Origin of the sequence: Halomonas sp. 328 (genome assembly GCF_015645095.1) — a bacterium.
GTDB lineage: Bacteria > Pseudomonadota > Gammaproteobacteria > Pseudomonadales > Halomonadaceae > Bisbaumannia.
The window spans coordinates 26,372-49,067 of sequence record NZ_JADOTW010000005.1 but is presented as its reverse complement, the minus strand read 5'-3'; the positions used below and the strand labels follow the sequence as shown (position 1 = coordinate 49,067).

Sequence of the window (22,696 nt, the reverse complement as noted above, 5' to 3'; positions counted from 1 at the left end):
TCCCTGAGGCCAAAACGGCCATTATGCCAAGGCTGCCGGGTCGGGTCATGGCCAGGCGTGTAAGATAAGAGGTTCAGTCACGTCAAGGATGAGGAGCCTCGCCATGGACCCCGTCGACAGTACCCTGAAGCGGGTGTTCGGCTACGACAGCCTGCGCCCCGGCCAGCGCCCGGTGATCGAGGCCATCGTCGCCGGTCGCTCGGCGGCGGCGATCTTCCCCACCGGCGCCGGCAAGTCGCTCTGCTACCAGCTGCCCGCCCTGCACCTGCCTCACCTGACCCTGGTGGTCTCGCCGCTGCTGGCACTGATGCAGGACCAGCTCGCCTTCCTGACCCGCCACGGCATCGCCGCGGCGAGCCTCGACTCCACCCAGAGCCGCGAGGAGGCGGCGCGGGTGATGGCGGGGGTACGCCAGGGCGAGATCCGCATCCTGATGGTCTCGGTGGAGCGCCTCAAGAACGAGCGCTTCCGCGCCTTTATCCGCGGCCTGCCGATTTCGCTGCTGGTGGTGGACGAGGCCCACTGCCTCTCGGAGTGGGGACACAACTTCCGCCCCGACTACCTGAAGCTGCCCGCCTACCAGCGGGAGTTCGCCATTCCCCAGGTGCTGCTGCTCACCGCCACCGCCACGCCGCGGGTCATCGAGGACATGCGCGACGCCTTCGGCATCGCCGCCGAGGACGTCACCACCACCGGTTTCTATCGCCCCAACCTGCATCTCGGTGTGCATCCCACCCCCGAGGCGGAACGCGCCCGGCGGCTGGCGAGCTGGCTGACGCCGCGGCTGACCGGCCCCGCCCCCGAGCCCACCATCGTCTACGTGACCCTGCAGCAGGGCGCCGAACGCCTGGCCGCCTACCTGGACAAGGCCGGCCTGGCCGCCCGGGCCTACCATGCCGGCCTGGATCATGAGCGCCGCGACGCCATCCAGGCCGCCTTCATGGGCGGCGAGCTTAACTGCATCGTCGCCACCATCGCCTTCGGCATGGGCATCGACAAGGCCGATATCCGCAACGTGGTGCACTTCGACCTGCCCAAGTCGATCGAGAACTACAGCCAGGAGATCGGCCGCGCCGGCCGCGACGGCGGCCCCTCCCGCTGTCTGATGCTGGGCGATCGCAGCGCCCTCACCGTGCTCGAGAACTTCGTCTACGGCGACACCCCCACCCGCCTGGGGATCCGCCGGGTGCTGGGCGAGATCGCCGCCGCCGGCCCCCAGTGGGAGCTGACCCTGAACGCCCTGGCCCAGGAGAGCGATATTCGCCCCCTGCCGCTGAAGACCCTGCTGGTGCAGCTGGAGCTGCGCGGAGTGATCGCCCCCCGCTACAGCTACTTCGCCGACTACCGCTTCGAGTGCCTGACCGAGTCGGCGGCGCTGGCCGAGCGCTTCCAGGGGGAGCGCCGGGCCTTCGTCGAGGCGCTGCTGGAGGCCGCCCCCAAGGCGCGCCGCTGGCACGCCCTGAACCTCGAGACCCTGGCGCGCCTGGGCGCCGAGCGGGGCCTCGACGTGCGTCGCGAGCGGGTTCTCAAGGCCCTGGAGTACTTCCAGGAGCAGGGCTGGATTCGCCTGGAGAGCAAGGGACTCACCGAGGTCTATGCGGTGACCGGCGAAGTGGCGATCGAGGCCCTGAGTGACGAGCTCCACGCCCACTTCCTGAACAAGGAGCGGGCGGAACTGGAGCGGCTGGGCGCCATGCTGACGCTGTTCGAGAGCGACGGCTGCCTGAGCCGGCGCCTGGCCGCCTACTTCGGCGACACCCGGGCCCCCGAGCAGTGCGGCCACTGCTCCGCCTGTGCGGGCCAGCCGGCCCGGCTGCCGGCACCAGACACCCCGCCCCCGCCCTCCGGCGAGGCCCTGGCAGCGCTCTGCCGACCGCTGCTCGCGGCCCTGGACGAGGCCGGCCTGCCGGCCACGGCGGCGCTGCTGACCCGCTTCCTGTGCGGCCTGACCAGCCCCTGGCTGACCCGCCTCAAGGCGCGCCGCCTGGACGGCTTCGCCGCCCTCGAGGCCCAGCCCTATGGCCGGGCCCGCGAGGCGGTGGCGGCGCTGGGCCTGGCCCAGGAGCATTAATACCGCCGCAAGCGGCGGCCGCCAGGGTCAATAGATGCACGGGCAGGGTGAAGGCGCCGGGCCTGGCCCACAAACCTTAACGCCGTCGGCCTGCCCAGAGCGTGGCCAGGTGCACGGGCAGAGTGAAGGCACCGGGCCTGGCCCACAAACCTTAACGCCGTCGGCCTGCCCAGAGGGTGGCCAGGTGCACGGGCAGATAGAGGGCCAGGGGCCACAGGATCATCAACAGCGGCAGGTAGAGGATGGGGGCCAGGGTCTCCTGGGGCACCCCGAAGGGCCCCTCCACCCAGTTGATATTGCGCTCGGCCTCGGTAAGGAGATAGGTCAGCGGGATCACCAGCGCCGTCAGCAGGGCCTGGCCACCCAGGGCGCGGCGATCGTAGCCCAGCCGCCAGACGGCGAACCCCGCCACCGCCGGCAACACCAGGTGATAGAAGGAGAGCGCCTTGGCCAGGGCGGGATGGTCCGGGTCGAACATGTACTCGGTGCCGCCGATGGGGTGAACACCGAACAGCGCCGCCCCCGCCACGTCCAGGCCCCACAGCAGCCCCACCAGGGCCACCGCCAGCCACTGCATGGAACAGAGCAGGCGGCTCTCCCGCCACAGGCCGACCAGCAGCAGGAAACTGGCCAGGTTGCATAGCCAGAAGAAGTTCTGGGGCCCCAGCAGCCAGGCATAGGCCGGCGCCCAACCCAGGATCCAGAGGCTAAAGGTCAGCTTCAGCCAGCGCGGTAGCTTCATCGGCGGCCTCCTTCTGTCGTCTGTCTTCCTTCTACTGGCTTCCCTCTTTCGTGCTTCCCGGCTCCTCCCCCCCGATGCCGTGGCGCTTGAGCTTGTTGGCGATGGTGGTATGCGAGACCCCCAGGCGCTTGCCCAACTGGCGGCTCGACGGGTACTGGGGGTAGAGGGCCGCCAGCACCCGGCGCTCCACCTCGCCGAGGATATCGGCGAGCGGACCCTCCAGGTCGATGCCGTCCAGTCCCTGGCGCCTGCCCACCGCCGGCAGGCGCAGGTGCCCCGCCTCGATCACCTCGCCCTCGCAGAGGGAGGCCGCCTGGAAGAGCACGTTCTCCAGTTGACGCACATTGCCCGGCCAGTGGTAGCCGGCCAGCCGCGCCAGGGCCTCGACGGAGAGCCGCGGCAGGGGGCAGCCGATCTGGCGGGCGGCGCGGTCGAGGAAGTGCTCGGCCAGGGGCTCGATGCCGTCCAGGCAGTCGCGCAGCGGCGGCACCGTCAGGGAGAGCACGTTGAGGCGGTGGTAAAGGTCTTCCCGGAAGCGCCCCTCGGCGCATAGCGCCGGCAGGTCCTGCTGGGTGGCGCAGATCACCCGCACGTCCAGGTAGGTCTCCTCGTCGCTGCCCACGCGGCGAAAGCCGCCGTCCTGCAGGAAACGCAGCAGCTTCACCTGCAGCCGCGGGCTCATCTCCCCCACCTCGTCGAGGAAGATGGTGCCGCCGGCGGTCAGCTCCAGCAGCCCCAGCTTGCCCTCCGGGCGGGCGCCCTCGAAGGCGCCGGGGGCATAGCCGAACAGCTCTGTCTCGGCCATCGACTCCGGCAGGCCGGCGCAGTTCAACGCCATAAAGGGCGCCTGGCCGCGGGGGCTGGCCAGGTGACAGGCCCGGGCCAGCAGCTCCTTGCCGGTACCGGTCTCGCCCTGGATCAGCAGGGGGGCATCGAGGGGCGCCATGCGCCGCGCCTCGCGGATTACCGCGGCGAGCCGCGGGCTGGCCTGGAAGAGCGCATCGAAGCCGCGCAGCTCCTGGCGCTGCACCTGGTAGATGCGCTCGCCGATGCGGTCGGCCCGATGCAGGGTCACCACGGCGCCGGCCAGGGAGGCCACGTCGTCGTCCTTGTCGCTGTGCAGCGGCGAGATATCTGCCAGGTAGGTGGCCTCGCCGAGCTTGAGGCGCAGGCCATTGACCCGGGCGTTGTTGCGGCGGATCAGCGCCGGCAGGTCGAGATCCGGCAGGTAGCGGTCCAGGGAGAGCCCCGGCACCTCGTCCACCCGCACTCCCAGCATCTGCCCCGCGGCGCGGTTGGCGGCGACGATATGGCCCTCCATGTCGATGGACATCACCGGGTCGGAGAGCGACGACAAGAGCGCATCCAGCTCCAGGTGGCGGCGCTCGCTGGGCATCAGGCTGACCCGCTTGACGCCGAAAACCCCGGGGATCTGCTCCAGCGCCGGTTTGAGGGTCGCCAGCTGGGCATTGAGCAGTTGCGGCAGGTAGAGATAGATGGTGTTGCCGTGGTCGCCCCCCACCTCGCCCCGGGCCACGTTGACCCCATAGTCGGCGAACTGGGCGACGATATCCCGCAGGATGCCGATGCGGTTCTGGCAGTGAAACTTTAATCGCATAACGCTCTCATCAAGCACTTGTCGTAAAAAGCGGCCCCTGACGCGCTTTTGGCGTCACGCCTGCCTGACCGGTTTGTAAAGATATCGTGACACCGCCCCAGGCACCTGGCAAGCCACTTCCGCCGCCGCCATCCCACGAAGAGGAACGCCCCGGCGGCGGCGCCGGTCGTAAGGGTAGGTTGACGGTACGGGCCCCGGTGCCATGGCCGCCCCGGGGCGGTACGCCACCGGGCCCCGCCAGCGCCCGTCTACACTGCAAGTGCGTCCACGGCCAGGCCGGAGGTGCCCCATGACGACCCAGTATCAGGCCCACCAACCCGATGCCCGCGGCCATATCGCCTACAGCGAGGTGGAAAACGCCACCTGGCAGGCCCTGATCCGGCGCCAGCTCGAACTACTCCCCGGGCGCGCCTGCCAGGCCTACCTGGACGGCCTGGAGCGACTCGCCCTACCCCGGGAGCGCATCCCCCAGCTGGCCGAGGTGGATCGCGTGCTGGAGGCCGCCACCGGCTGGCGCACCGCCCCGGTGCCGGCGCTGATCCCCTTCGATACCTTCTTCGAGCTGCTGGCCGACCGGCGCTTCCCGGTGGCCACCTTTATCCGCACCCCCGAGGAGATGGACTACCTGCAGGAGCCGGACATCTTCCACGAGCTCTTCGGCCACTGCCCCATGCTCACCCACCCGGGCTTCGCCGATTTCACCGCCACCTATGGCCGGTTGGGCCTGGCGGCGGGCCCCGCCGAGCGAGTCTACCTGGCACGCCTCTACTGGATGACGGTGGAGTTCGGCCTGGTGGAAACGCCCCAGGGGCGGCGCATCTACGGCGGCGGCATCCTCTCCTCCCCCAGGGAGACCCGCTACGCCCTCTCGGCGGTCCCCGAGCACTATCCCTTCGATGCCCTGGACGCCCTGCGCACCCCCTATCGCATCGATATTCTCCAGCCCCTCTACTATGTTCTCGATAGCCTGGAAAGCCTGCAGGAACTGGCCCGGCGTGACATCATGGCGCTGGTCCATCAGGCCATGGCGCTGGGCCTCTACCCGCCCCGCTTTCCCCCCAAGGAGGAGGCGGCGAGCGAGTCTCAGGCCACCCATTAAGCCACCTTCCGACCGATCAGGAGCCACGCCATGAGCGAACTTGCCCGGCAACACTGCGAGGCCTGCCGCTGGGATGCCCCCCATGTGACCCCGGAGGAGCGCGACACCTACCTGGCCGACCTGCCCCAGTGGCAGATCATCGAGCGCGATGGCATCATGCAGCTGGAGCGGGTCTTCACCTTCCGCAACTTCCAGCAGGCCCTGGCCTTCACCAATCGCGTGGGGGAGATCGCCGAGGCCGCCGGTCACCATCCGGCCCTGCTCACCGAGTGGGGCAAGGTCACGGTGACCTGGTGGTCCCACGAGATGAAGGGCCTGCACAAGAACGACTTCATCCTAGCCGCCAGAACCGACGAGGTAGCAGCGTAAATGTTCGAGCAGATTCAGCGGGTGCCCGGGGATGCCATCCTCGGGCTCATCGAGGCCTTCAACAAGGACACCAACCCCAACAAGGTGGACCTGGGGGTCGGGGTCTATCGTGATGCCAAGGGCAACACCCCGGTAATGCGCGCCGTCAAGGAGGCCGAGGCGCTGCTGCTGAAGAACGAGACCACCAAGACCTATATCGGCTCCCATGGCGACCCCCGCTATGGCAAGGTGATCCTGCCGCTGATCTTCGGTGCCGACTCCCCGGTGCTGGACGCCGGCCGCGCCAGCGCCACCCAGTCCCCGGGCGGCACCGGCGCCCTGCGCCTGGCCGCCGACTTCATCAAGAGCCAGCTGCCCGGCAAGGGCATCTGGGTCAGCGACCCGACCTGGCCGAACCACCTGGGCATCTTCGAGGCCGCCGGCCTCAAGCTCGGCAAGTACCCCTACGTGGATGCCGAGAACCGCCTCGACTTCGCCGGCATGCTGGCCGCCCTCAAGGAGATCCCGGTGGGTGACGTGGTGGTGCTCCACGCCTGCTGCCACAACCCCTCCGGCTTCGACCTCTCCCAGGACCAGTGGCGTCAGGTGCTGGCGGTGGTCCAGGAGCGCGAGCTGCTGCCGCTGGTCGACTTCGCCTACCAGGGCTTCGGCGAGGGCCTCGACGAGGACGCCTTCGGCGTGCGCCTGCTGGCCGAGAACCTGGACGAGGTGCTGATCACCAGCTCCTGTTCCAAGAACTTCGGCATCTACAGCGAACGCACCGGCGCCATGATCGCCGTGGCCAAGACCAACGAGCAGATGGAGAACGTACGCTCCCAGATGGCCATCGTGGCCCGGGAGAACTACTCCAACCCGCCCTCCCACGGCGGCGCCATCGTCACCGAGATCCTCGAGTCCGCCGAACTGGCCGCCCAGTGGCGCACGGAGCTCACCGAGATGCGCGACCGCATCAACGGCCTGCGCCAGGACTTCGTGGCGGCCCTCAAGCCCCATGGCCTGGCCGAGAAATACGCCTGCGTGGGCGAGCAGCGCGGCATGTTCTCCTACACCGGCCTCGCCCCGGAGCAGGTGGACCGCCTGCGCGACGAGTTCGGCATCTACATGGTGCGCTCCGGCCGCGCCAATGTGGCGGGCTTCTCCACCGAGAACCTGGAGTATCTGGCCAAGGCCATCGCCGCGGTCAACTAAGCCGCCAGCCCTCCAGAGACCTCCCCAGCCTGGGCCTTGGCCCGGGCTGGGTGTTTTCACGCCTTACGCCTCACGCCTTACTCCTTACTCCTCGCCAGGATGATAAGCGGCATAGCTTGCGCTGGTTTATCAGTGGGTTAGAATCCGCCGCCTACCATCGCCGGACGCCCCAGGCAAGCAGAAATTGACCAAGCGGTCAGTTCTAGGTCAGACTGACTCCGCTAATCAAGCCTTTGCCTTGCACAACGTCCAATAAAACGAGGCCACTATGACCACCCCCGCCGTGCATTACCCCTGGTACAAGAAGGAGGACACCGATGCCTTCTTCGCCCTCTTCCAGAACAATATTGCCAACTTCGTGATCATCGCCATCACCATGTTGGGCCTGGGCTTCCCGGCCTCCATCGTCTTCGGCCAGGTGCTGCCCGGTGCCGCCGTGGCGGTGATGGTGGGCAACTTCTACTACGCCTATAGCGCCGCGCGCCTGGCTCGCAAGGAGAACCGCGCCGACGTCACCGCCCTCTCCTACGGCATCTCCACTCCGGTGATGTTCGTCTTCCTGTTCGGCGTGCTGCTACCCGCCAAGCAGTTGACCGGCGACGCCGAGCTGGCCTGGAAAGTGGCCGTGGCGGCCTGCTTTATCAGTGGCGCCATCGAGGCGGTGATCAGCCTGGTCGGCCGCTGGGTGCAGCGCAACCTGCCGCGGGCCGCCATGCTGGGCGCCGTGGCCGGGGTGGCATTGACCTTTATCGCCGGCGAGATGCTCTTCAAGACCCTGGAGATACCGGTGGTGGGCCTGCTGGTGCTGGCGATCATCATCGTCGGCCTGGTGGCCCGGGTGGCCATGCCCTTCCGGCTGCCCACCTCGCTGTTCGCCATCATCATCGGCTCGGTGCTGGCCTACCTGATCGGCGCCACCGAGGAGGGCCAGTTCAGCGACGCCTTCACCCACCTGGGCTTCTATCCGCTGCTGCCCAACATGGCCTGGTTCGAGGGGCTGGGACTGCTCTTCACCAGCATGCTGGCGATCCTCACCGTGGTACTGCCGATCACCCTCTACAACGCCATCGAGACCATGAACAACGTGGAGGCGATGGAGGCCGCCGGTGACCGCTATGACGTCCGCGAGTGTCAGGCGGTGGATGGCGTGGGCACCATGCTCGGCGCCCTGTTCGGTGGGGTCTTCCCCACCACGGTCTATATCGCCACCGTGGGGGCCAAGTGGATGGGGGCCGGGCGTGGCTACAGCATCCTCAATGGGGCCGTCTATGCCATCGCCACCATGTTCGGCCTGATCGCCGTCCTGGCGGCCATCATCCCGGTCTCGGTGGTGGCGCCGATCCTGGTCTTCGTCGGCATGTCGATGATCGCCACTGCCTTCCAGACCAACGACACCCGCTACTATCCGGCGGTGGCCCTGGCCATGCTGCCCTACTTCGCCAACTACGTGATGACCCGCTTCGGCCGCGCCGCCGAGGAGACGGTGGCCGGCATCTCCAGCGGCATCGTGCCCCTGGGCCAGGGCGCCATGTTCACCGCCATCATGCTCGGCGCCATGACCGTCTCGGTGATCGACCAGCAGTTCCGCCGCGCCGCGGCCTTCGCCCTGGTGGCGGCGGGCTTCTCCTTCGTGGGGCTGATGCACGCTCCCAAGCTGGCCTTCAATGCCGCCCCGGACTTCGCCCTGGGCTATGTGGTGATGGCGGCCTTCTTTGCTTACTTCGCCTTCCAGGGCGCCAAGCAGGAGCGTCCCCTGCCCTCCGGCGACTAACCCTTGGGCAAATGCCCCAACGCAAACGGCCCCGCCAAATTTGGCGGGGCCGTTCGTGTTTCGGGACAGCGGCTATTCGGAGTGGTGATCAGGCCGCGTAGCGGGCCACGTCCAGTCCCTTGGGGTCAATGCCGGGGCTGCGCCCGCCCATCAGGTCGGCGAGCAGCTGGCCGGAGCCGCAACTCATGGTCCAGCCCAGGGTGCCATGGCCGGTGTTGAGCCACAGGTTGTCGTACCGGGTGCCGCCGATGATCGGCGTGGAGTCCGGGGTCATGGGGCGCAGGCCGGTCCAGAATTCCGCCCGGGCCATGTCGCCGCCCTCGGGGAAGACGTCCTTCACCACCATGCTGATGGTGGCGCGGCGCTTCTCCAGCAGGCTCAGGTCGTAGGAGGCCAGCTCGGCGGTGCCGCCGACCCGGATGCGGTCGTCGAAGCGCGAGATCGCCACCTTGAAGGTCTCGTCCATCACCGTGGACTGGGGGGCGCCGCCATCGTCCACCACCGGGATGGTCAGGCTGTAGCCCTTGACCGGGTAGATGGGCAGGCGAATGTCCAGGTCCTTGACCAGCATCGGTGAGAAGCTGCCCAGGCAGACCACATAGGCGTCGGCGGTGAGCTCGCCGGCGCTGGTCACCACGCTCTCCACCCGGCCGGCGCTGCGCTTGATACGCTCGATGGTCACACCGAAGCGGAACTCGACACCGAGCTGGTCGCGACAGTAGTCGGCCAGGCGGTTGGTGAAGAGGTGGCAATCGCCGGTCTGGTCATCGGGCAGGTGCAGGCCGCCAACGAACTTACCCGGCACCCGGTTGAGGGCCGGCTCCACCGCCTTGATCTGCTCGGCGTCGAGCAGGTCGTGACGCACGCCGCACTGCTCGAGCACCTTCATGTCCTTGGCCACGGCCTCCACCTGATAGTCATGGCGGAACAGCTGCAGCAGGCCACGCTGGCGATCCTCGTAGCGGATGCCCGTCTCGGCACGCAGGGTATCGATGCAGTGGCGGCTGTACTCCGCCACCCGCACCATGCGCTCCTTGTTCACCGCATAGCGGTCGGCGGTGCAGTTGTTGAACATCTGCATCATGAAGCGCGCCATGGCCGGATCCATCTTGGGCTGGATCTTCAGCGGGGCGTGCTCCTGGAACATCCACTTCACCGCCTTCTGGGGAATCCCCGGCGCGGCCCAGGGGGAAGAGAAGCCGAAGGAGACCTGACCGGCGTTGCCGTAGCTGGTCTCCATGGCCGGCGCCTCCTGGCGGTCGACCACCGTGACCTCATGCCCCTGACGGGCCAGATAGTATGCGCTGGTAACACCTACGACGCCGCTGCCGAGAATCAGGACCTTCATCGCCTACCCCTCTTGTCATGCCATTGTTCGGGTTGGCCGGCGACTGCCGGCGCAATGGCCGCAGTATAGGTCGATGAAGACAGAAAAATATTCCAAATATTAATCTTTCATTATGCCTTAACGTTAAATATCCAAGACAATCCGGTTTAATATTTTTATAGAACAGTGTTTTTAAATAGTTTCCACCAGACGATTCATGCGAGCCCGCAGCAGGCGCCGACTCCACTGCCAGGCCAGGGCCCCGGCCAGCAGGTTGCCCAGGGCGGCCCCCGCCGCCAGGCCCACCAGATCCCCCAGCCGTGCCCCCAGCCACAGGCAGGGCAGATAGCAGAGAAAGAGACGTGCCGCCGACATCAGCATGGAACGCAGCGGCCAGCCCAGGGCATTGCCCGCCGAGACCATCAGCATGCACAGTCCCAGCAGCGCATAGCTGGGCAGCAAGAAGCGAATCAGCAGGGCCAGGTCCTCCTGGACCTCGGGGTTGCCGGAGAGGCCCGCCGCCACCCAGGGCGCGAGCAGGGCCAGCAGGCCACCCAGGACCAGTTGCCAGCCCACCACCACCCGCACCGCCAGGCGGATCAGACGATCGACCTGGGCCCAGTCGCCGGCACCATAGCAACGCCCTAGCCAGGGGGGCAGCGACATGGTCAGCGCCAGCACCACTACCAGGGAGAGGGTCTCCAGGCGACTGGCCAGGCCCCAGGCGGCCACGCTGGCCTCCCCCAGGGTGGCCACCACGGCGATCGCCAGCATGGCCGCCAGGGGCGGCATCATCTGCCCGACCATGGCCGGCCCGGCGATCCCCAGGAAGGGTCGGATCGAGCGCCGCGCCTCCTCGACCAACCCCTCGACGGTGAGCCAGGCCCGGCCGGTCAAGCGGCGCGCCACGATGACCAGGCCCAGGGCGAAGGCCAGCACCGAGGCCCAGGCGGCCCCGGGCAGGCCCCAGCCCTCCCAGGGGCCTAGGCCGAAGATCAGCAACGGATCCAGCACCAGGTTGGCCAGGCTGGTCACCACCATCAGCTTGCCGGGCAGGCGGGTGTCGCCATGGGCGCGGAAGAGGCTATAGCCGAAATAGAGCAGGGCCCCCAGCCAGGCGGCCAGCAGTTGCGGCGCCCAGTAGGCGCGGATCAACCCCAGGGTGAGGTCATCGGCCCCCAGCAGGGTGAAGACCGGCACCTGGAGCCACCACAGCAGCAGCGCCAGGCCCCCCAGCACGGCGGCGCCCAGTAGCAGCACCAGGCTGCCCAGGCGGCGGGCCCGCTGGGTCTCGCCGGCACCCAGGGCACGAGAGATCAGCGCGGCGATGGCGATACCCAGGCCCACCTGGATGCCGATGATCAGGAAGCTGAGGGGAAAGGTATAGGCCTGGGCCGCCAGGGGGGCGGTCCCCAGGCGGGCGATAAAGGCGCTGTCGGTGAGCTGGAAACCCAGCAGGGCCAGCACCCCGAGGGTCATCGGCCAGGTCTGGCGCCAGAGCTGGCGGGCCAGGCTCGGCGAGGCGGTGGTGGATACGGACACGTCGGCTCCGGGATGAAACGTTAGCCGGCTAGTGTAACGCCTCTCCCCCCTCCGCGGCAGGTCGCGTCAGTTGGTCAGGCCATCCCCATCGATGACCAGGGCCCCCAGCAGGCGGCGGGCATCGTCGGCGCTCATCGGCTTGAAGCAGTAGTAGCCCTGCACCAGGTCACAGCCCAGCTCCCGCACCAGCTCCAGCTGCTCCTCGTTCTCGACCCCCTCGGCCACTACCTCCAGGCCCAGTTGGTGGCCGATGAACACCGCCGCGGCCATGATCGCCCGGTCGCTGGGCTGATCCGGGGCATCGTGGACGAAGCTGCGATCCACCTTGAGGGCGGTCACCGGGAAGAGCTTCAAGTAGCTCAGTGAGGAGTAGCCGGTGCCGAAGTCATCGATGGCGATCTTCATGCCGCGATGATAGAGGCGCCGCAGGTTGTCGAGCAGGCCGGTATTGGCCTTGATCAGCACGTTCTCGGTGAGCTCGATGCCGATGTCGCTGGGCTCCAGGCCATGGCGCTCCAGCGCCGCCTCCAGCCGGGTAAAGAGCTCCGGATGGGCCACCTGGCGTCCGGAGAGGTTGATATCGATGCGATACTCCTCGAGGCCCTCGGCCTTCCACTCGGCGCGCTGGCGGCAGGCCTCCTCGATCACCCAGTCGCCGATGCGCTCGATCAGCTGGGAGCGCTCCGCCACCGGGATGAACTCCGCCGGTGATACCACGCCCCCCTCCCGGGGGAACCAGCGCAGCAGCGCCTCCACCTGCTCCACCCGGCCGCTCACCGCCGATACCTGGGGCTGGTAGAAGAGCTGCAACTCGCCCAGGCGCAACGCCTGCTGCAGGCGTTCCACCATCTGATGCTCGTGAACCAGCTCGTCCTGCAACTTCTGATTGAAGAACCAGTAGTGCTGGGTGGCGGAGAGCTTGGCACGATTCTTGGCCACGTCGGCATTGTGGATCAGCTCCAGGGCCGTGGTGCCGTTATCGGGAAACAGGCCGATTCCCAGGCTGGCGGTGATATGCACCTCTCGCTCCCCCACCTGGAAGGGCAGCAGGAAGGCATGCAGCACCTTGTCCACCAGGCGCATGGCATCGCTGTCGTCCCGCAGCTGCCCGAAGGCCATCACGAACTCGTCGCTGCCGAAGCGCGACAAGAGATCGGAGCTACGCTGGCAGTTGCGCAGCCGACGCGCCACCTGACGCAGCAGCATGTCCCCCTGGGCATAGCCCTGGGCGTCATTGATCTCGGCGAAGCCGTCCAGGTCGATAAACAGCACCGCCAGGCCATGAGCCTGGCGGCGGCAGACTTCCAGCTGCTCCTCCAGCTCGGTCTCGAAGGCGCGGCGATTGGGCAAGAGGGTCAGGGTGTCGAAGCGAGTCACGAACTCCAGATCACGGTGGGCCTGCTTCTGTACCGAAAGATCGACGTCGACGCAGAACATCAGCGGGTCCTCGGTCTGCTCGCCGAGCATCACATGGTGGGAGAAGACCGCCACCGGAGCACCGGACTTGTGGCGCAGCTCGAGCTCCGAGGCCGGGATCTCGACGCCCCGCTCCACCCAGGCATGGTGGGCCTGGATCACGCCCTCGCGCATCGCATCGGGGATGATCAGGTCCTCCAGTAGCTGCCCCTGGGCCTCCTCCGGCAGGTACCCGTAGAGCCGGGTGCTGGCGGCGTTCCAGTAGATCACCCGTCGCTGCCGGTCATAGCCCTGCACCGCCACCTTGGGCAGGCTCTCCAGCAGGGCACGAAAGCGCTGCTCGCTCTCGCTGTGACGACGCTGCACATCCACCAGCTGCCGCGATGCCTCGACAGGACGGCGACGGCCCTGCCAGCGACATAGCAGCAGCGACGAGCCCAGCACGCCCGCCACCGCCACCAGGCTCATCAGTGGCGCCGGCCAGGCATAGACGCCGAGAGCCAGGAACCCCAGCAGCAATCCCGCTAGCAGCAAGGATTCCAGGCACAGCCAGCCGGCCGAAGGGCCGTGGAAAGGGCGGGACTTTTCCGGCACGAGTCTTATCCACTCAGGGTCAATGAAAAGCGCAATTCTACCGCATTGCGCCCGGATCGCGTGGACTCCTTCTTACTTAACCTAGCAGGTCGCCGAGCATTCGCCTGGCGCCTCTCCAACGCAGCGACATCGGCCATGGGATCCTCCGGTCGCCTCCTGGGAAACCACTCCTTAGATACATTTCTTTGACATTTCGTATCACTTGTTTTCACGCTTTAGCTGTTGCTACGGCAACGGCTCCCACCCTGATGCCGCCACCCGGCGGCACTTCCCAGCGAGGATAGACCCATGAAACAGGAAAGCCTCAAGCACGGCTTCGATCTCTCGACCCTGATCAGCGAGAGCCCCACCCCCTACTGGCAGCCCGAGGTCACCCAGACCCTGTCTCACCAGGACTGGTGCGTCACCGACCTCTCGCCACGCCTCGACCTGGATGCCTGGGGGACCTTCCTGGCCACCCTGCCCCGGGACCCCTACGTCAACCGCCGCTGGAAGCGCATGGCCTGGCTCTCGGTGGCCGAGGATGGCGAGGTCGAGGTCATGGGCGACTGCCCCATGGCTCAGGGGGGCCGCTTCAACGATGCCGAAAGCATGGCCGACAAGCTGCGCTATTACCCGAGCCTGGAGGAAGAGTTCCTGGAACGCGCCGATGTGCACGATTTCGTGCGCCACTGGGCACGCCTCTGGGGCCTCGGCCCCAAGGAACCGATCCTGATGCAGATCACCGGGGTGCGCGGCAAAGGCACCCATGACCCCCTCCAGGGCCAGGGCATCCATGCCGACGGCTGCCGCTTCCTGAGCATCCTGGTGCTCAATCGCGACAACGTGGCCGGCGGCACCAGCCGACTCTATGCCGACAAGGCGGGCAGCCGGGTATTGATGGAACATACCCTGGCTCCGGGGGAGATCCTCCATCTGCGCGACGACCGGCTCTTCCATAGCGCCGATGCCCTGCACCAGGTGGCGCCTGAGGCCCCCTTCGAGCGCTTTATCGTCATCATCAACAGTCGCTTCGTGGATCCCTTCCAGAACAAGATGCTCAAGCGCTTCTTCCCGGATGCCGTGCTCGATCCCCAATAACCGTCAGCAATAAAAAAACGCCGGCTCCCTAAGGAGCCGGCGAATTTTTTGCTGGGGGCATGCCCGCTTACTGGCGAATGCCCTCGAAGGTGACGTAGAGCTCGAGCTCCTGCATCACCTCCGGGAAGGCGCTCATGTCGATACCGTAATCGGCCAGGGTCAGGGTGGTGCTGCCCTCGAAGCCGGCGCGGTAATTGCCCCAGGGATCCTCGCCCTCGCCCATCAGGGTCACCGGCATCTCGATGTCCTGGGTCTGCCCCTTGAGGGTCAGTTCGCCGCTGAGCACGCCCTCGCCCTCGCCATTGGGCTCGAAACCGGTGGAGACGAAGGTCGCGGTGGGGTAGCTGTCGGCGCTCAGGAAGTCATCGCTGAGGAAGTGACGATCGCGTTCGGCATGGTTGGTGTTGAGGCTGTTCACCTGCACTTCCATGGCGACGCTGGACGCCTCGGGGGCATCGGCGTCGTAGTGAAATTCACCCTCGAAGCGCTCGAAGTTGCCGAGGATATAGGAGTAGCCCAGGTGGTTGATCTTGAACTGCACGAAGGCATGCTGCCCTTCGGTATCGATCACGTAGTCGGCGGCCTGGGCCTGGCTGAGGGGAATCAGGGAAGCGGCGGCCAGGGTGGCCAGGGCGGTCTTCTTCAGCATGGGTCTCTCCTTGCGGTTTGATACGAAACGATCCGGCGCCGCCGAACGGCGCCATCTCGAGGGGTGAAGGTCAGCGAGAACGCGCCACCAGCATGCGTGCCAGGACATCATGGCGATCGAGGAAGTGGTGCTTGAGCGCGGCCAGGGCATGCAGGCCGGCCAGGATCATCAGCGCCAGGGCGCTATACCAGTGCACCTCGCCGGCGAGGGCCGCCTGGTTGGGCAGGCCGCTGATCAGCGCCGGCACCTCGAACCAGCCGAAGACGTCGATGCCCCGGCCACGAGCGGTGGAGATCAGGTAGCCGCTGACCATCACCGTGAGCATCAGCCCGTAGAGGCCGATATGGCCGAGGTGGGCGGCCAGGCGCTCGAGCCGGCCGCCGGGCACCCGGGGCGCCGGCTGGACCAGGCGCCAGACCAACCGGGCCAGGGTCAGCCCCAGCAGCAACATGCCCAGGGAGCGGTGCCACCAGGGCGCCAGGTTATACCAGGCGTCATAGTAGCCGAGGTCGGTCATCCACCAGCCCAGCACGAAGAGCCCGATGATCCCCACGGCACTGACCCAGTGCATGGCGATGGTGATCCAGCCCCAGCCGCTACGGTGATTGCGCCACATCCTCGGCGTCCTCTCGACAAATGATAAGGCGAAGCTTAATCACTCGAGGAGCGGGATGCATCCCCAGGATGGGTAAAGGGATTATTTCCCGCAAGGAAACAGTGATCGGGGAACTTTTCCTTCGCTGCCCGAAACGACGCTCGCCCCGCGGGGCGGGGCGAGCGTCGTTTCAGGGCATGCTAACAGGCCTTAAAGGGCATCCAGGCCGCGAGCCAGGTCCGCCTTGATATCCTCCAGCGACTCCAGCCCCACGGCGATGCGGATCAGTCCCTGGCTGATGCCGGCGGCCTCCCGCTGGGCATCGCTCAGGCGCCCATGGGTGGTGGTGGCGGGATGGGTGATGGTGGTCTTGACGTCGCCCAGGTTGCCGGTGATGGAGAGCAGCCGGGTGGCATCGATCACCGACCAGGCGCCCTCGCGACCGCCCTTGACCTCGACCCCCAGGACGGCGCCATAGCCCTGCTGCTGGCGGCTCGCCAGGGCATGCTGGGGATGGCTCGCCAGGCCGCTGTAGTAGACCCGGGTCACCGCCGGGTGCGCTTCGAGCCACTGGGCCAGGGCCAGGGCCTGGTCGCAGTGGGCGCGCATGCGCAGCCCCAGGGTCTCCAGCCCCTTGGTGAAGACCCAGGCATTGAAGGGGCTCATGCAGGGACCACAGGTGCGCACCACCCCGAACAGCTCCTCCAGCTCGGCATGACGCCCCACCACGGCGCCACCGATGGCACGCCCTTGGCCATCCAGGTACTTGGTGGCGGAGTGGATCACCAGGTCGGCACCGAGCGCCAGGGGCTGCTGCAGCGCCGGAGTCAGGAAGCAGTTGTCGATGGCCAACAGCGCCCCATGGCGATGGGCGATCTCGGCGAGCGCGGCGATATCCACCAGCTCGGAGAGGGGGTTGGACGGGGTCTCGGCGAACAGCAGCCGGGAGGCCGGGGTGATGGCGGCCTCCCAGGCATCCAGGTCGGCCAGCTCCACATAGCGAGTGGTGATGCCGAACTTGCCCAGGTACTTGTCGAACAGGCTGACGGTGGAGCCGAACAACGAGCGCGACGCCACGATCTCGTCACCCGCCTTCAGCAGCGCCAGGGCGGTGGCGAGGATCGCCGCCATGCCGGAGGCGGTGGCCACGCAGCGCTCGCCGCCTTCCAGGGCCGCCAGGCGCTCCTCGAAGGTACGCACCGTGGGGTTGGTGAAGCGCGAGTAGACGTTGCCCGGCTCCTCGCCGCCGAACTTGCGCGCCGCCTCGGCGGCGCTGCCATAGACGAAGCTGGAGGTGGGGAAGATCGGCTCCCCGTGCTCCTGCTCCGCGGTGCGCCGGTGGCCGGCGCGAATCGCCAGGGTCTCCAGCGCCCAGTCGGCGTCGTACGGTTGATTGTGATCCATGCCCTGCCCCTTAATCGTCGATATCGTCGTCCTGGTTATGCATCCCCACCAGGGCATGGTCCCCCGCGCTCTGCTGCTTGGCGCTGTCATTGCGGGAGGCCTCCAGGGCCGCCAGGTAGGCGTCGTCGATATCGCCGGTCACATAGTTGCCGTCGAACACCGAGCAATCGAACTCCTGCATCGCCGGATTGACTTCGCGACAGGCGCTCTTCAGGTCCTCGAGGTCCTGATAGAAGATGCGGTCGGCGCCGATCAGCTCGCCCACCTCGGCCTCGCTGCGCCCGTGAGCGATCAGCTCGTTGGCCGCCGGCATGTCGATGCCGTAGACATTGGGGTAGCGCACGGGCGGCGCGGCAGAGGCGAAGTAGACCTTGTTGGCGCCGGCTTCCCGGGCCATCTGGATGATCTGCTTGCAGGTGGTACCACGCACGATGGAGTCGTCCACCAGCAGCACGTTCTTGCCCTTGAACTCGATATCGATGGCGTTGAGCTTCTGGCGTACCGACTTCTTGCGCTGGGTCTGTCCCGGCATGATGAAGGTCCGGCCGATATAGCGGTTCTTCATGAAGCCTTCGCGGAAGGTGACCCCCAGGTGCTGGGCCAGCTCCAGGGCCGAGGTGCGCGAGGTATCAGGGATCGGGATCACCACGTCGATATCGTGCTCCGGCCAGTCGCGCAGGATGCGATCGCCCAGCTTGCGGCCCATCTGCATGCGAGTGCCGTAGACATAGGCCCCGTCGAGGATGGAGTCGGGGCGCGCCAGGTAGACGTGCTCGAAGATGCAGGGCGCCAGCGTCGGGGCATCGGCGCACTGCTGGGTGTGGATCTCACCGGCCATGTCGACGAAGATCGCCTCGCCCGGGGCCAGGTCGCGATGCAGTTCGAAACCGCCCACATCGAGGGCCACCGACTCGGAGGCGATCATCACCTCCTGGTGACCGCCCTCGTCCTGGCGAGCGCCGTAGACCACCGGGCGGATGCCGTGGGGGTCGCGGAAGGCCACCATGCCGAAACCGTTGATGATCGCCACCGCCGCATAGCCGCCCTGGCAGCGGCGATGCACCCGACGCACCGCGTCGAAGACATCCTCCGGCGACAGGTAGAGCCCCTGCTTGCCCAGCTCATGGGCGAAGACATTGAGCAGCACCTCGGAGTCGGAGCTGGTGTTGATATGGCGCAGGTCGGTGGAGAAGAGCTCCTGCTTGAGCTGGTCCGAGTTGGTCAGGTTACCGTTGTGGGCCAGGGTGATGCCGTAGGGGGAGTTGACATAGAAGGGCTGCGACTCCGCCTCGCTGGAGGAGCCGGCGGTGGGATAGCGCACATGGCCGATGCCCAGGTTGCCCTTGAGGCGCGCCATATGGCGGGTATGGAAGACGTCCCGCACCAGGCCATTGCTCTTGCGCAGCAGGAAGCGGCCCTCATGCCAGGTCATCATACCGGCGGCATCCTGCCCTCGGTGCTGGAGGACCGTCAGGGCATCATAGAGCGCCTGATTGACTGCCTGATTGGCCATAAGGCCCACGATACCGCACATTCCGCCTTACCTCGCTTGCATTGACTCGCTTGCATTGACCCACCGCGGCCGGGGCCACGGCGGTAAATTCTTGCCGCCGCCCTCAGGGGGTCTCGGTCGGCTCCGTCTCCCCACCCCGCGACTCCGGCAGGGAGAGCTCGCGCCACTGCTCCAGGCGCTCGGGTTCGTTGAATTCCCAGGCTTCGAACTGACTCACCGCCCAGTCGCGCAGCTCCTCGAAGGGCGGCCGCAGCTCGGCTTGCTGCCAGGCCTCGAGCTGGGCCAGGGGCGTCAGGGAAATCAGGATGGTGGCCAGCACCAGGATGGCGCCGCCCTTGAGGGTACCGAAGGCGGCCCCCATCAGCCGGTTGAAGAAGCCCATGCCGACCCATTCCACGGCGGCGTGCACTAGGCGAATGACGATACCGCTGGCGATCACCACGCCGAGAATCACCAGGATAAAGGCCAGCACCAGGCGGGCATCGGCGCTGTCGATCAGCCCGCTGAGCAGCTCCGCCACCGGTTCGGCCAGGAAACGCGCCGCCAGCAGCGCCAGGATCCAGGCCCCCAGGCCCAGGGCCTCGCGCACCAGGCCGCGCATGAAGCCGGTCAGCATGGTGATGGCCAGCACCGCCAGGAAGGCCCAGTCGAGCCAGGTCAGCGTCATGGCGTTACTCCCTCACCCGGATCAGCAGCCCCTGGATATTGGCCTTCTCCTTGAGCTCGCCACGGGCCCGCTCCCCCGCCTCGGAACTCTCGAAGGGCCCCACATAGACGGTGGTCAGGCCGTTGTCCCGGGGCCGCCGATAGGCGTTGAAGCCCTGTTCACCGAGCTGACGCTCCAGGCGCTCGGCATTGGCCGGCTCACCGAAACTGCCCGCCTGCACCGCCCAGTCGCCCGCCGCCGGAGCCGGGGACCCACCGCCACTCTGGGCGGCCTGGGCCAGCTCGGCGATGGGATCCGATGCCGGCTCGCTGGGCGCCGAGGCCATTTCGGGCTCGGACTCCGGGACGGCCTGGGGCTCGGGGGTGGAGGCCACCTCCGGCGCGGCGGCGGACTCGTCCACCGCGGGCGCATCGACCGCCGGCGCCTCGGGCAGTGCCGTCAACCCCGTCGATGCGCTCGGTTCATCGGCATCGCCGCCGGCCTCGCCGCTCCCCGCGAGGCTCGCCGGGGGCGCGGGCTCCGCCACCGGGGTGCGATCCACCTCGATGGGCTGCTCGATGGTCAGTACCGGCCGCGGGCGCTCCTCCCGGGGCGCGGGTTCATCGAACAGCATGGGCACGAAGATCACCCCCAGGGCGATCAGGATCAAGCCACCGCTCAGGCGCTCACGCATTCCATACTTCATCGGAACCTCCCCCGATCCTGGATCCTTGTGGCGGCCCAGCCGGCCAGCCCCTCGACCCGGGTAACGATCATGACTGCCAGCCGGCCAAGACGTCGGCCACGGTAAAGAAGGAGCCGCAGACCAGCACCTCATCGGCCTCGTCCAGCCGCGCCGCGAGCCAGTCGGCGGCGACCCGGGGCGAGTCGAGCTCGGCAAGCACCTCGCCGCCGGCGCCCCGCACCACCTCGGCCAGGGCGGCGGCCGAGCGAGCCCGCTCTCCTTCCAGGGTGGCACAGACCCAGCCATCGATCACCGGCGCCAGGGCCGCGACGACTCCCTCGGCGTCCTTGTCACCGAGCATGCCCAGCAGGGCATAACGCCTGGCGCCCGGGGCCAGGGTGCGCTCGGCGAGGCGCGCCGCGAGATAGGCCGCGGCATGGGGGTTATGCCCCACGTCCAGGCACCATTGGCCCCGCCACTGCATCCGCCCGGCCAGGGTCACGCCGGCCAGGGCCTGCCGACAGGCCGCGGCCTCGAGGGCCACGCCGGCCAGGCTCAGCGCCTGCAGCGCCGTGGCGGCATTGTCCAGGGGCAGGCCCGGATCGGGCAGCGCCTCGAGTCGCAGGACCTCGCCGGCGGCGTTCAGGCCCTGCCAGGCCCAGCCGTCACCGCTGGCCTCGCGGTGGTAGCGCTCGCCCAGGGTATAGCGGGGTGCGCCCAGTCCATCGGCCACCTCGGCGACGCTGGCCGGCAGGCGGGGACTGCCCAGCACCGCCGGACGCCCCGCGCGCAGGATGCCGGCCTTCTCACGGCCGATGCCCTCCAGGTCATCGCCCAGGAAGGCGGCATGGTCCTGGGCCACGGTGGTGACCACCGCCACGTCCGGGTCGATCACATTGACCGCATCCAGGCGTCCGCCCAGGCCCACCTCGAGGATGGCCATCGCCGGACGGCGCCGGGCAATGGCCCAGAGCGCGGCCAGGGTGCCCGCCTCGAAATAGGTGAGGCTCACCGCCTCGCCATCGAGGCGCGCCGCCTCCACCGCCGCGAAGCCGGCGATCAGGGTGGTGTCATCGGCCTCCGCGCCGTCGAAGCGCAGCCGCTCGTTGTAGCGCAGCAGGTGCGGCGAGGTGTAGCTGACAGTAGTCAGCCCATGGGCACGCGCCAGGGCCTCCAGCATGGCCACGGTGGAGCCCTTGCCGTTGGTGCCGGCCACGGTGATCACCCGCTCGGCGATGGGGCCAGCGTCGAGGCCCAGGCGGCGGGCGACCCGAGCCACCCGCTCCAGGCCCAGGTCGATGCTGACCGGATGCTGGCGCTCGAGGCGCGTCAGCCAGGCGTCGAGGGTCGCGGGGCAGTCGCTCATTGCTTAGCGGGCGTCCTGGGCGCTGTCGTCGCCGGCATCGGCCTCCGGCTCGGCGGCCAGCGGGGCCGCCTCGACGACCGGGGCCGCCTCGGCCTCGGCCAGCGACGGCTGGGCGGTCAGCTTGCGCAACACGCCGCCCAGGCGGACACGCATCTCGTTACGATGGACGATCATGTCCACGGCACCATGCTCGAGGAGGAACTCGCTGCGCTGGAAGCCTTCCGGCAGCTTCTCGCGCACGGTCTGCTCGATGACCCGCGGACCGGCGAAGCCGATCAGCGCATTGGGCTCGGCCACGTTGAGGTCACCAAGCATCGCCAGGGAAGCGGAGACGCCGCCATAGACCGGGTCGGTGAGCACCGAGATATAGGGCACGCCGGCCTGCTTGAGCTTCTCCAGGGCCGCCGAGGTCTTGGCCATCTGCATCAGCGAGAAGAGCGCCTCCTGCATCCGCGCCCCGCCGGAGGCGGAGAAGCAGACCAGCGGGATGCCCTCCTCCAGGGCCACGCTGGCGGCGCGCACGAACTTCTCGCCCACCACGGCGCCCATGGAGCCCCCCATGAAGGTGAACTCGAAGGCCACCGCCACCACCGGCAGGCCATCCAGGCTACCGCGCATGGCCACCAGGGCATCCTTCTCGTCGGTGCTCTTCTGGGCCGCGGTGAGGCGATCCTTGTACTTCTTGGAGTCGCGGAACTTGAGGCGATCCACCGGTTCCAGGTCGGCGGCGATCTCTTCGCGGCCTTCCTTGTCGAGGAACCACTGCAGCCGCTTGCGGGCGGTCAGGCGCAGGTGGTGGTCACACTTGGGACAGACGTTGTGATGCTTCTCGAGCTCGGGGAGGTAGAGCACCGCCTCGCACTTCGGGCACTTGCGCCACAGGCCATCGGGAATGCTCGCACGGCGATCCTTGCGCTGAATGCGCCCCATGGACGGCACGATCTTGTCAAGCCAGCTCATAACAGAAGAGTTCCATCATAGGCGGCCCGGCAATCGCCGGGCCTGCAGTGAGTCAATACGA

Annotated in this window: 19 protein-coding genes; 6 read left to right on the top strand and 13 right to left on the bottom strand. The window is 67.7% G+C overall.

Annotation, left to right across the window (positions count from 1 at the left end):
* Positions 1-103 precede the first annotated feature (103 nt).
* Positions 104-2,071: a RecQ family ATP-dependent DNA helicase gene (locus IHD13_RS03395; RefSeq protein ID WP_195859633.1), complete on the top strand. Its 1,968-nt coding sequence runs from the start codon at positions 104-106 to the stop codon at positions 2,069-2,071.
* Positions 2,072-2,222: 151 nt separating this feature from the next.
* Here the strand turns inward: IHD13_RS03395 and IHD13_RS03390 are convergent, their stop codons facing one another.
* Both IHD13_RS03390 and IHD13_RS03385 read right to left on the bottom strand, forming a co-directional pair.
* Entirely contained in the window at positions 2,223-2,813 is a 591-nt protein-coding gene (locus IHD13_RS03390) for a hypothetical protein (protein WP_195859632.1), read from the bottom strand.
* A 31-nt stretch (positions 2,814-2,844) separates the two neighbouring features.
* Positions 2,845-4,431, bottom strand: coding sequence for a sigma-54-dependent transcriptional regulator (locus IHD13_RS03385; RefSeq protein WP_195859631.1), 1,587 nt, complete (start codon positions 4,429-4,431; stop codon positions 2,845-2,847).
* A gap of 289 nt (positions 4,432-4,720) precedes the next feature.
* Between IHD13_RS03385 and phhA the strand changes: the two genes are divergently transcribed.
* The 4 genes from phhA (at position 4,721) to IHD13_RS03365 (ending at position 8,858) form a co-directional block, all read left to right on the top strand.
* The gene (phhA, locus tag IHD13_RS03380) at positions 4,721-5,530 is read left to right on the top strand and encodes a phenylalanine 4-monooxygenase (RefSeq protein ID WP_195859630.1); all 810 of its coding nucleotides are present in this window, start codon (positions 4,721-4,723) and stop codon (positions 5,528-5,530) included.
* Between the two features lie 30 nt (positions 5,531-5,560).
* A complete protein-coding gene (locus IHD13_RS03375; RefSeq protein ID WP_195859629.1) occupies positions 5,561-5,899 on the top strand; it encodes a 4a-hydroxytetrahydrobiopterin dehydratase in 339 nt (112 codons plus the stop codon).
* Positions 5,900-7,087 carry an amino acid aminotransferase gene (locus tag IHD13_RS03370; protein WP_195859628.1) on the top strand — a complete coding sequence of 396 codons (1,188 nt, stop codon included), beginning with the start codon at positions 5,900-5,902 and terminating at the stop codon, positions 7,085-7,087.
* A gap of 268 nt (positions 7,088-7,355) precedes the next feature.
* The gene (locus IHD13_RS03365; RefSeq protein WP_195859627.1) at positions 7,356-8,858 is read left to right on the top strand and encodes an NCS2 family permease; all 1,503 of its coding nucleotides are present in this window, start codon (positions 7,356-7,358) and stop codon (positions 8,856-8,858) included.
* Positions 8,859-8,946: 88 nt separating this feature from the next.
* On the opposite strand, the gene IHD13_RS03360 is transcribed toward IHD13_RS03365, so the two are convergent.
* From IHD13_RS03360 to IHD13_RS03350, 3 genes are all read right to left on the bottom strand, one after another.
* Entirely contained in the window at positions 8,947-10,206 is a 1,260-nt protein-coding gene (locus IHD13_RS03360) for a D-amino acid dehydrogenase (RefSeq protein WP_195859626.1), read from the bottom strand.
* Positions 10,207-10,377: 171 nt separating this feature from the next.
* On the bottom strand, positions 10,378-11,664 hold the full coding sequence (locus IHD13_RS03355) for an MATE family efflux transporter (protein ID WP_195859715.1): 1,287 nt from the start codon (positions 11,662-11,664) through the stop codon (positions 10,378-10,380).
* Positions 11,665-11,793: 129 nt separating this feature from the next.
* Positions 11,794-13,737, bottom strand: a complete 1,944-nt coding sequence (locus IHD13_RS03350; RefSeq protein WP_326838305.1) for a putative bifunctional diguanylate cyclase/phosphodiesterase — start codon at positions 13,735-13,737, stop codon at positions 11,794-11,796.
* 288 nt (positions 13,738-14,025) lie between these two features.
* Here IHD13_RS03350 and IHD13_RS03345 point away from each other — a divergent pair, with 288 nt between their 5' ends.
* Positions 14,026-14,817, top strand: coding sequence for a 2OG-Fe dioxygenase family protein (locus IHD13_RS03345; protein ID WP_195859625.1), 792 nt, complete (start codon positions 14,026-14,028; stop codon positions 14,815-14,817).
* Between the two features lie 67 nt (positions 14,818-14,884).
* On the opposite strand, the gene IHD13_RS03340 is transcribed toward IHD13_RS03345, so the two are convergent.
* The 8 genes from IHD13_RS03340 to accD form a co-directional block, all read right to left on the bottom strand.
* Positions 14,885-15,466 carry a YceI family protein gene (locus IHD13_RS03340; protein ID WP_195859624.1) on the bottom strand — a complete coding sequence of 194 codons (582 nt, stop codon included), beginning with the start codon at positions 15,464-15,466 and terminating at the stop codon, positions 14,885-14,887.
* Between the two features lie 70 nt (positions 15,467-15,536).
* A complete protein-coding gene (locus tag IHD13_RS03335) occupies positions 15,537-16,082 on the bottom strand; it encodes a cytochrome b (protein WP_195859623.1) in 546 nt (181 codons plus the stop codon).
* A 189-nt stretch (positions 16,083-16,271) separates the two neighbouring features.
* On the bottom strand, positions 16,272-17,465 hold the full coding sequence (locus IHD13_RS03330; protein WP_195859622.1) for an O-succinylhomoserine sulfhydrylase: 1,194 nt from the start codon (positions 17,463-17,465) through the stop codon (positions 16,272-16,274).
* Positions 17,466-17,475: 10 nt separating this feature from the next.
* Positions 17,476-18,999 (bottom strand): amidophosphoribosyltransferase, encoded by a 1,524-nt coding sequence (gene purF / locus IHD13_RS03325; RefSeq protein WP_195859621.1) that lies wholly within the window; start codon positions 18,997-18,999, stop codon positions 17,476-17,478.
* An 82-nt stretch (positions 19,000-19,081) separates the two neighbouring features.
* Positions 19,082-19,645, bottom strand: coding sequence for a CvpA family protein (locus tag IHD13_RS03320; RefSeq protein ID WP_195859620.1), 564 nt, complete (start codon positions 19,643-19,645; stop codon positions 19,082-19,084).
* Between the two features lie 4 nt (positions 19,646-19,649).
* Positions 19,650-20,330: an SPOR domain-containing protein gene (locus tag IHD13_RS03315; protein WP_195859619.1), complete on the bottom strand. Its 681-nt coding sequence runs from the start codon at positions 20,328-20,330 to the stop codon at positions 19,650-19,652.
* A gap of 67 nt (positions 20,331-20,397) precedes the next feature.
* Entirely contained in the window at positions 20,398-21,675 is a 1,278-nt protein-coding gene (gene folC, locus IHD13_RS03310; RefSeq protein WP_195859618.1) for a bifunctional tetrahydrofolate synthase/dihydrofolate synthase, read from the bottom strand.
* 3 nt (positions 21,676-21,678) lie between these two features.
* Positions 21,679-22,635 (bottom strand): acetyl-CoA carboxylase, carboxyltransferase subunit beta, encoded by a 957-nt coding sequence (gene accD / locus IHD13_RS03305; RefSeq protein ID WP_195859617.1) that lies wholly within the window; start codon positions 22,633-22,635, stop codon positions 21,679-21,681.
* Positions 22,636-22,696 lie beyond the last annotated feature (61 nt).